Annotated in this window: 8 protein-coding genes; 4 read left to right on the forward strand and 4 right to left on the reverse strand. The window is 71.5% G+C overall.

Translation table 11 applies throughout. The features are described 5' to 3' along the window. Positions 1-54: 54 nt before the first annotated feature. Together ACZ562_RS28615 and ACZ562_RS28620 are read right to left on the reverse strand one after the other, a co-directional pair. Positions 55-906: a transglutaminase family protein gene (locus ACZ562_RS28615; protein ID WP_471184789.1), complete on the reverse strand. Its 852-nt coding sequence runs from the start codon at positions 904-906 to the stop codon at positions 55-57. Positions 907-923: 17 nt separating this feature from the next. After that, positions 924-2006 (reverse strand): GNAT family N-acetyltransferase, encoded by a 1083-nt coding sequence (locus ACZ562_RS28620; RefSeq protein ID WP_471184792.1) that lies wholly within the window; start codon positions 2004-2006, stop codon positions 924-926. 140 nt (positions 2007-2146) lie between these two features. Here ACZ562_RS28620 and fdxA point away from each other — a divergent pair, with 140 nt between their 5' ends. Then, positions 2147-2464, forward strand: a complete 318-nt coding sequence (gene fdxA, locus ACZ562_RS28625; protein ID WP_004926152.1) for a ferredoxin — start codon at positions 2147-2149, stop codon at positions 2462-2464. Between the two features lie 126 nt (positions 2465-2590). Then, on the forward strand, positions 2591-3688 hold the full coding sequence (locus ACZ562_RS28630; protein ID WP_471184795.1) for a bifunctional succinyldiaminopimelate transaminase/glutamate-prephenate aminotransferase: 1098 nt from the start codon (positions 2591-2593) through the stop codon (positions 3686-3688). Positions 3689-3797: 109 nt separating this feature from the next. Here the strand turns inward: ACZ562_RS28630 and ACZ562_RS28635 are convergent, their stop codons facing one another. Further along, complete coding sequence (locus ACZ562_RS28635; protein ID WP_471184798.1) at positions 3798-4208, reverse strand: ATP-binding protein; 411 nt, start codon at positions 4206-4208, stop codon at positions 3798-3800. Positions 4209-4517: 309 nt separating this feature from the next. Further along, entirely contained in the window at positions 4518-5513 is a 996-nt protein-coding gene (locus tag ACZ562_RS28640) for a heavy metal transporter (RefSeq protein ID WP_471184800.1), read from the reverse strand. 84 nt (positions 5514-5597) lie between these two features. Between ACZ562_RS28640 and dapE the strand changes: the two genes are divergently transcribed. Then, positions 5598-6677 carry a succinyl-diaminopimelate desuccinylase gene (gene dapE, locus ACZ562_RS28645; protein WP_471184802.1) on the forward strand — a complete coding sequence of 360 codons (1080 nt, stop codon included), beginning with the start codon at positions 5598-5600 and terminating at the stop codon, positions 6675-6677. A 112-nt stretch (positions 6678-6789) separates the two neighbouring features. Next, positions 6790-7548 carry an LOG family protein gene (locus ACZ562_RS28650; protein WP_471184805.1) on the forward strand — a complete coding sequence of 253 codons (759 nt, stop codon included), beginning with the start codon at positions 6790-6792 and terminating at the stop codon, positions 7546-7548. The last annotated feature ends 140 nt before the right edge of the window (positions 7549-7688 follow it).

Below are 7688 nucleotides of genomic sequence, written 5' to 3' on the forward strand. Positions count from 1 at the left end.
GGGCGTAAGACGCAGCCGCCCGACATCACAGCCCCCACGGCGCCGAGCGGACGGTCAGTTCAACATCGCCCGCGCCGCATGGGCCTGCTGCCGCACCCTCTCAGCCGCAGGCTCATCCACCACGCCCACCACCTCGGCATACGCCTCGAGCTCAGCAGCACCCTTGAAAAAGTCACCCCGCTGAACAAGCAACCGCGCCCGCTCATACCGCAACCGCGCGGGATGCGAAGGAAGCAGCAGCGACAGCTCGACCGCCCACAGCGACACATCCGACCGCTCGGGCCGAGCCGCCGCCCACGCCCGGATGTTGTTCAGAATCCGCACCACCACCTCCAGCGGCTCCGCAGGACCGAGCATCGAGGGATGCAACGGCGCCCCCGTGGCCCCGGCCACCAGCAACTCCGCGTCGGCCCCGCTGAGCACCCGCCCCCCGTCGAACGGATCGGCCAGCACCTGCTGCTCGTCCGTCCCGAACCCGACGACGAAGTGCCCCGGCAGAGCCACCCCGTACACCGGCGCCCCCGCCCTCCTCGCCACCTCCATCCACACCACCGACAACAGGATCGGCAGCCCCCTGCGCCGCACCAGCACCTGGTGCAGCAGGGACGACTCAAGACGCCGGTAGTCCGCCGGCACCCCTCTGAACCCGCAATGTTCGCCGAGCAGCTCCCGCACGGCCACGGCCCAGGAACGCGGCCCGCCGGGCCGGAACGGCAGCCGCCCGGCGAGCTCGTCCAGCTCGATCTGGGCGGCGTCCATGCCCGCCTCGTCCAGTGCTCCGTCGGCCTCCGCGCCGAGCAGCAGGCACAGCGCGGACAGGTCGGGCCGCTCGTACCGCGCCTCCTCGGCGAACCGCCGGCGCAGTTCCGCGGAGCGTTCGGGGGGCGGGGGGTAAAGGGGACGCATAGCAGGCTCGTGCCCTCTCACGGCGATCGGTACCGGCCCGTTCCGGCACTTCCCGGTTCGCGGTAGTGGTGGTACGCGTGGTGTGCCGCAAAGCCCAGACGTTCGTACAGCGCCCTCGCACCCGCGTTGTCCGTCTCGACCTGGAGCCACGCGGCCGACGCGCCCTCGTCCAGGGCCCTCCGGGCCAGCGCGGCCATCACGGTGGTGGCCAGCCCCCGCCGCCGCTGCGCCGGATCCACCTCCACGGCGGCGAAGGAGGCCCAGCGCCCGTCGACGACACACCGCCCGATCGCGGAGGGAGTCGCGCCCGGCTCGGCGCCCGGCACGGTCGCGAACCACACCGAGGGCCCACCGCCCAGCACCTTCAGGGCCACTTCGCTCACTCCCTTGCGCTGGTAGCGCGTCAGCCACGCCTCGTCCGCCGTCCGGGACAGGGTGACCCCGGAGGCGTCACCCGCGTCGGCTATCGGCGCGAGCGCCCCGATCCACAGCTCGGCGGTCACCTCGCGCACCCACCCGCGCCGTTCCAGTTCCGCGCACAGCAGTTCCTGCGTGCCCTCGGCGCCGGTCGCGGTCTGGATGTAGGCGGGCAGGCCACGGTCGCCGTACCAGCGGCGTACGACGGTCAGTGCCTCGTCGAGCGGCAGGCCGGGGTCGCCGAGCGGCAGCACCGAGTTCGCCCGCCGGGTGAAGCCCGCCCGTCGCCCGACCACCGCCCCCCATGGACGCGCTTCGCGCGGCTCCTTCTGCACTGCGGCCCGCAGCTCCCACTCGCCCAGCCGCTCGCTCTCCACCGGCCGCCACGCGCGCGAGGCGACCCGTGCCAGCTCCTCGTACGAGGCCGCGGGCCCCCGCCGACGGGCCGGCGCAGACGGCACGACCTTGCCCGCGACCAGCACGGATTCCAGAATCCGGACGGTCTCCCCGTCCTTCCGTGTGATCAGCAGCACATCGTCGTCCCATGATGTGAGAACACCCACCGTGTCGGTGAACTTCTCACCCGGTCCCGCGTGTTCGACGAGGGCCCGGACGGAGACCCGTTTGCCCACGTCAGCAGCGGTGATACGGACCACGAGGCGTCCTGTCGAAGAGATTTCCACAGGTCAGTTCACCCCTCCTGTTCGGATCATGCCCAAGAACGGAGATACTAGAGGCGGGCATCGACGACGCCGCGCTCCCGCGCGCCAGGCGGCGGAGCCTGTGGAGGCCCGCCAGCGCCCTATCGAGGAGGAACGACAGCGTGACCTACGTCATCGCGCAGCCTTGTGTCGACGTCAAGGACAAGGCGTGCATCGAGGAGTGCCCGGTCGACTGCATCTACGAGGGCCAGCGGTCCTTGTACATCCACCCGGACGAATGCGTCGACTGCGGTGCCTGTGAGCCGGTCTGCCCGGTCGAGGCGATCTTCTACGAAGACGACACTCCGGAGGAGTGGAAGGACTACTACAAGGCGAACGTCGAGTTCTTCGACGAACTCGGCTCTCCCGGCGGCGCCAGCAAGCTGGGGCTGATCGAGCGCGACCACCCCTTCATCGCCGCACTGCCGCCGCAGGCCTGACAAGGCCGGCGGGCGCCCGCAGCCGCGCCGCCTCGGTCCCGTACGGCCTGATCGCCCTTGATCGCCGTACGGGGCCGAGGCGTTTGCCGTACGAGCGCTGCCGTACGAGAAAGTGAGCCAGAACCCGTGTCCGCAGTCTCCGACCGTCTCCCCGTCTTCCCCTGGGACAAGCTGGTCCCGTACAAGGCGACGGCCGCCGCCCACCCCGGCGGCATCGTCGACCTGTCCGTCGGCACTCCGGTCGACCCGGTCCCCGAGCTGGTCCAGAAGGCGCTGATCGCGGCGGCGGACTCGCCGGGCTACCCGACGGTCTGGGGCACGCCGGAGCTGCGCGACGCGATCACCGGCTGGGTGGAGCGCCGTCTGGGCGCCCGCGGGGTGACGCACAGGCACGTCCTGCCGATCGTCGGCTCCAAGGAACTGGTCGCCTGGCTCCCGACCCAGCTGGGCCTCGGCCCCGGCGACAAGGTCGCTCACCCGCGTCTGGCCTACCCGACCTACGAGGTGGGCGCCCGCCTGGCCCGCGCGGACCACGAGGTCTACGACGACCCGACGGACCTGGACCCGACCGGCCTCAGGCTCCTCTGGCTCAACTCACCGTCGAACCCCACCGGCAAAGTGCTGGACAAGCGGGAACTGACCCGGATCGTGGCCTGGGCCCGGGAGCACGGCGTCCTGCTCTTCTCCGACGAGTGCTACCTCGAGCTGGGCTGGGAGGCGGACCCGGTCTCGGTCCTGCACCCCGAGGTGAACGGCGGCTCGTTCGAGGGCATCGTGTCCGTCCACTCGCTCTCCAAGCGCTCCAACCTGGCGGGCTACCGCGCGGCCTTCCTGGCCGGTGACCCGGCGGTCCTCGGCCCCCTGCTGGAGATCCGCAAGCACGGCGGCATGATGACCTCGGCCCCGACCCAGGCGGCGGTGATCGCGGCCCTGGGCGACGACACCCATGTCCGGGAGCAGCGGGAACGGTACGCGTCCCGCCGCACGGTCCTGCGCGAGGCCCTGCTGAACCACGGCTTCCGCATCGAACACAGCGAGGCCAGCCTCTATCTCTGGGCCACCAGGGACGAGTCCTGCTGGGACACGGTCGCCCACCTGGCCGAGCAGGGCATTCTGGTCGCCCCGGGCGACTTCTACGGCGAGGCGGGCGAAAGGTTCGTACGCGTGGCCCTGACGGCGACGGACGAGCGCGTGAGAACAGCAGTGGAGAGGCTGACCCGGTAGGTCACCCGCGCGGACGTGCGCAGCCACACCCCACCCTGCCGACGCAAGCTCGAACACGGCGACGGGGCCCAGGAGAGCACCCCGGACCCCGCCACCGTTCAGGCCTGCGCTAGCCAATCGGCAGCCCGCCCAGCGACTGCGTCGGCACTCCACCCTTCGTCGCCGTCTTCGCCGCGTCACCGAGGACATCCCCGGCAGACCCGGCCGCGGACCCCGCGGCCCTCTGCACCGCCGGCGCCGTCTGCTTCACGACCTTGCCGCCGGCCTTGCCCGCGGTCGGCACCGCCTTCTTGACCGTCTTGCCGCCCGCGTCGCCGGCGAGGCCGGTCACGTTCTGAGCCGCGCCGTCGGCGGTGGTGCCGACGTTCGCCCCGTCCAGGGCGGTCAGCCCGCCGAGGTTCGGGGTGGCCGGCAGTTCGGGGGCCGCGCTCGCGGAGCCGGCCGCACCGACCCCGGCAGCCGCCCCCGCAGCGACGAGCAGCGCGGCACGGGCGATCCGGCGGGTCAGGGGGAGGGACATGTTGCTCCTTCGACGGAGAGAACGATGAACTGTTGGCCGTGCCCGGCAATTGATCGTCCGGGCTCGGACGCAGTGACTACCGCTCGAAGCCCGCGAAGGTTGCGGCGCCCAAATGTAAAGAGTTGGCAATGCGTCGCATTATCGGCTGTGGATAAATTCGGGCAAAAGGCGCCCGGTCCGAAAGTCTGCCGAATCCTTACAGCTCTTTGTTCGCAAGGTCTCTCACGGGCGCGAGAGTGACCGCACGAAAACCTGCGCACCCCGCTGCACGACCCCGGCCCGCACAACCCCTGCGAGTGATCGGCCGCACTACTGCGCGGTCAGGATCCGGACCGCTCCCTCGCCGGATTCCGAACCGCTCTGCGCCCCGGCCGTACGCCACTGGCTGTCGGTGTTCCCGGCCGTCCACTCCCGGCCGCCGTACGAGACGCGCTGGATGTGCAGCGCGGAGGCGTTGGCCACCGCCCAGTGCGCCAGCTGCCAGCCGCGCTGCCGTACGCTGCGGCCCGCGCCGTTGCCCGGGCCGCCGCCCTTCTCCTCGGTCACGGGCAGCGTCACGGTCCGCCCGCCGCTCCCGCTCGCGGAGGGGGTGGGCGTCGGCGAATGCGCCGGCCCGGCGCCGCTCACCTCCGCGCCGAGCGGCTCCAGCACATCCCGCCCGAAGTCCCGGACGAGCGCGGACCGCACCACCTCAGGGCCCGCGGCCACGGAGGCGGCCGGGCGCCCGTCGCAGGTCAGCGTGGCCGCCGAGGTACCTGTGAGGGCGGCGGCCAGCAACGTGGCGTCCGGCTCGTGCTTCGCGTACGCCGTCGGATAACCGCTGCGCTGCACCCGCTGCGCGGCGACGGTGAGCGGGAGCTTCGGGTAGCCGCGCACCTTGACCAGGTGCTCGTAGAAGACGTCCGCCGCGTACGTCGGGTCCATGATCTGCTTCCTCGTGCCCCAGCCCTGCGAGGGGCGCTGCTGGAACAGTCCGAGCGAGTCCCTGTCGCCGTGGCTGATGTTGCGCAGCCCCGACTCCTGCAGCGCGGTCGCGAGCGCGATCGTCACGGCCCGCCCGGGCAGACCGCGCCCCGTGCCCACGGCCGCGATGGTCGCCGCGTTCACCGCCTGCTCCGGCGTGAACTCGTACGTCGCGCCGTCCGCTCTGCCCGACACGACCTTGCAGCCCGGCGCGCCCGATCCTCCGGCGACGTACTGCACCACGAGGTAACCGGCGACGGAGAGCAGGACCATGAAGGCCGCCCCGAACCGGAAGAGGCGGCCTCGGCGACCCTTGGGAGAGGTGGGGGACGGCTCTGGCACGCGTACAAGGTACTGGAGGCCCGCGGTCCGCCGGTGCCGGGTGGGGAAACGATGGCCGGCCTCCGGCGCGTTAGGGTCGACGGCATGGCCGATATCCCGCTTGACCTCACGCTGGACGCTGCGAAGCTCACCGCGCAGCTCGTCGACTTCCCCTCGGAGAGCGGCACCGAGAAGCCGCTCGCGGACGCCATCGAGTCCGCCCTGCGCGCCCTGCCGCACCTGACGGTCGACCGGTACGGCAACAACGTCGTGGCCCGCACGAACCTGGGCCGGGCCGAACGCGTGATCCTCGCCGGCCACATCGACACGGTCCCGATCGCGGGCAACGTGCCGTCCCGGCTGGACGAGGAGGGCGTGCTCTGGGGATGCGGCACATGCGACATGAAGTCGGGAGTGGCGGTTCAGCTGCGCCTCGCGGCGACGGTCCCGGCCCCGAACCGGGACCTGACCTTCGTCTTCTACGACAACGAAGAGGTCGCCGCGGACCTGAACGGCCTGAAGCACGTGGCGGAGGTCCACCCGGAGTGGCTCGAAGGCGACTTCGCGGTGCTGCTGGAACCGACGGACGGTCAGGTGGAGGGCGGCTGCCAGGGCACGCTGAGGGTGTTCCTGAAGTTCCACGGGGAGCGCGCGCACTCCGCGCGTGCGTGGATGGGCTCCAACGCGGTCCACGCGGCGGCCCCGGCCCTCGCGAAGCTGGCCGCCTACCAGCCGCGCAAGCCGGTCGTGGACGGCCTTCGGTTCCATGAGGGCCTCAACGCCGTCCGCGTCGAGGGAGGCGTGGCCACCAACGTCATCCCCGACGCCTGCACGCTCGTCGTCAACTTCCGCTACGCGCCGGACCGCAGCGAGGAGGAGGCCGAGGCATTCGTGCGCGAGTACTTCGCGGACTGCGGGGTGGACGAGTTCGTCATCGACGACCACACCGGCGGCGCACGCCCCGGCCTGACCCACCCGGCCGCGGCGGCCTTCCTGGCGTCTGTCGGCGGCGAGGCCCGCCCCAAGTTCGGGTGGACCGACGTCGCCCGCTTCAGCGCGCTGGGGGTGCCGGCGGTGAACTACGGTCCGGGTGCCCCGCTCCTGGCCCACAAGGTGGACGAACGGGTCAAGGCGTCCCTCATCCCTGAGGCGGAGGAGCGGCTGAGGGCCTGGCTGACGGCCTGACGGCGGGGCTGCGGCCGGTGGCGCTTCAAAGGCGGACACGCATACGTCCCCCGTCCGTAACCCGCGTAGATCTACGCTGAGGTGGAAATACCCGCGAGCGGAGGGAGCGCACATGGCTACCGGGAACCCCGAGGGCAAGAAGCAGCCACCGGAGGAGCAGCGCCTGGGACCGGTCCTCCGCAGGCGCGACCAGGTGCAGGCGAGCACGACGGATCAGCGGCTGCTGGACGCGGGCGGCCCGACGGACTGGGTCCACACGGACCCCTGGCGCGTGCTGCGGATCCAGTCGGAATTCATCGAAGGCTTCGGCACGCTCGCCGAACTCCCGGCCGCGATCAGCGTGTTCGGCTCGGCGCGCACGCCGGTGGACTCACCCGAGTACGACGCGGCCGTGCGCCTGGGCCGGGGCCTGGTGGAGGCCGGCTTCGCCGTGATCACCGGCGGCGGGCCCGGAGCGATGGAGGCGGCCAACAAGGGGGCGTGCGAGGCGAAGGGCATCTCGGTCGGCCTGGGCATCGAGCTCCCCTTCGAACAGGGGCTGAACCCGTACGTCGACATCGGCCTCAACTTCCGCTACTTCTTCGTCCGGAAGATGATGTTCGTGAAGTACGCCCAGGGGTTCGTGGTCCTGCCGGGCGGCCTGGGCACACTGGACGAGCTCTTCGAGGCCCTCACCCTGGTCCAGACCCAGAAGGTCACTCGCTTCCCCATCGTCCTCTTCGGCAGCGAGTACTGGGGCGGCCTGATCGAGTGGCTCAGGAACACGCTCGTGGCCCAGGGCAAGGCCGCGGAGAAGGACCTGATGCTGTTCCACATCACGGACGACGTGGACGAGGCGGTGGCACTGGTGTCGAAGGAGGCGGGCCGCTAGTGCCGCGTCAGCCAAGGTTCGCCCCGTCGCGACGCCCGGCACGCTCTCTCGCCGCACCGGCCGAAAGCCCAAGTACGTCCAGTACGAGGACTTCCGGCCGGCACGCCGAGAGCACGCACCGGACGCCGCTCCTTGACGGG

The organism is Streptomyces sp. NPDC040410 (genome assembly GCF_055595715.1).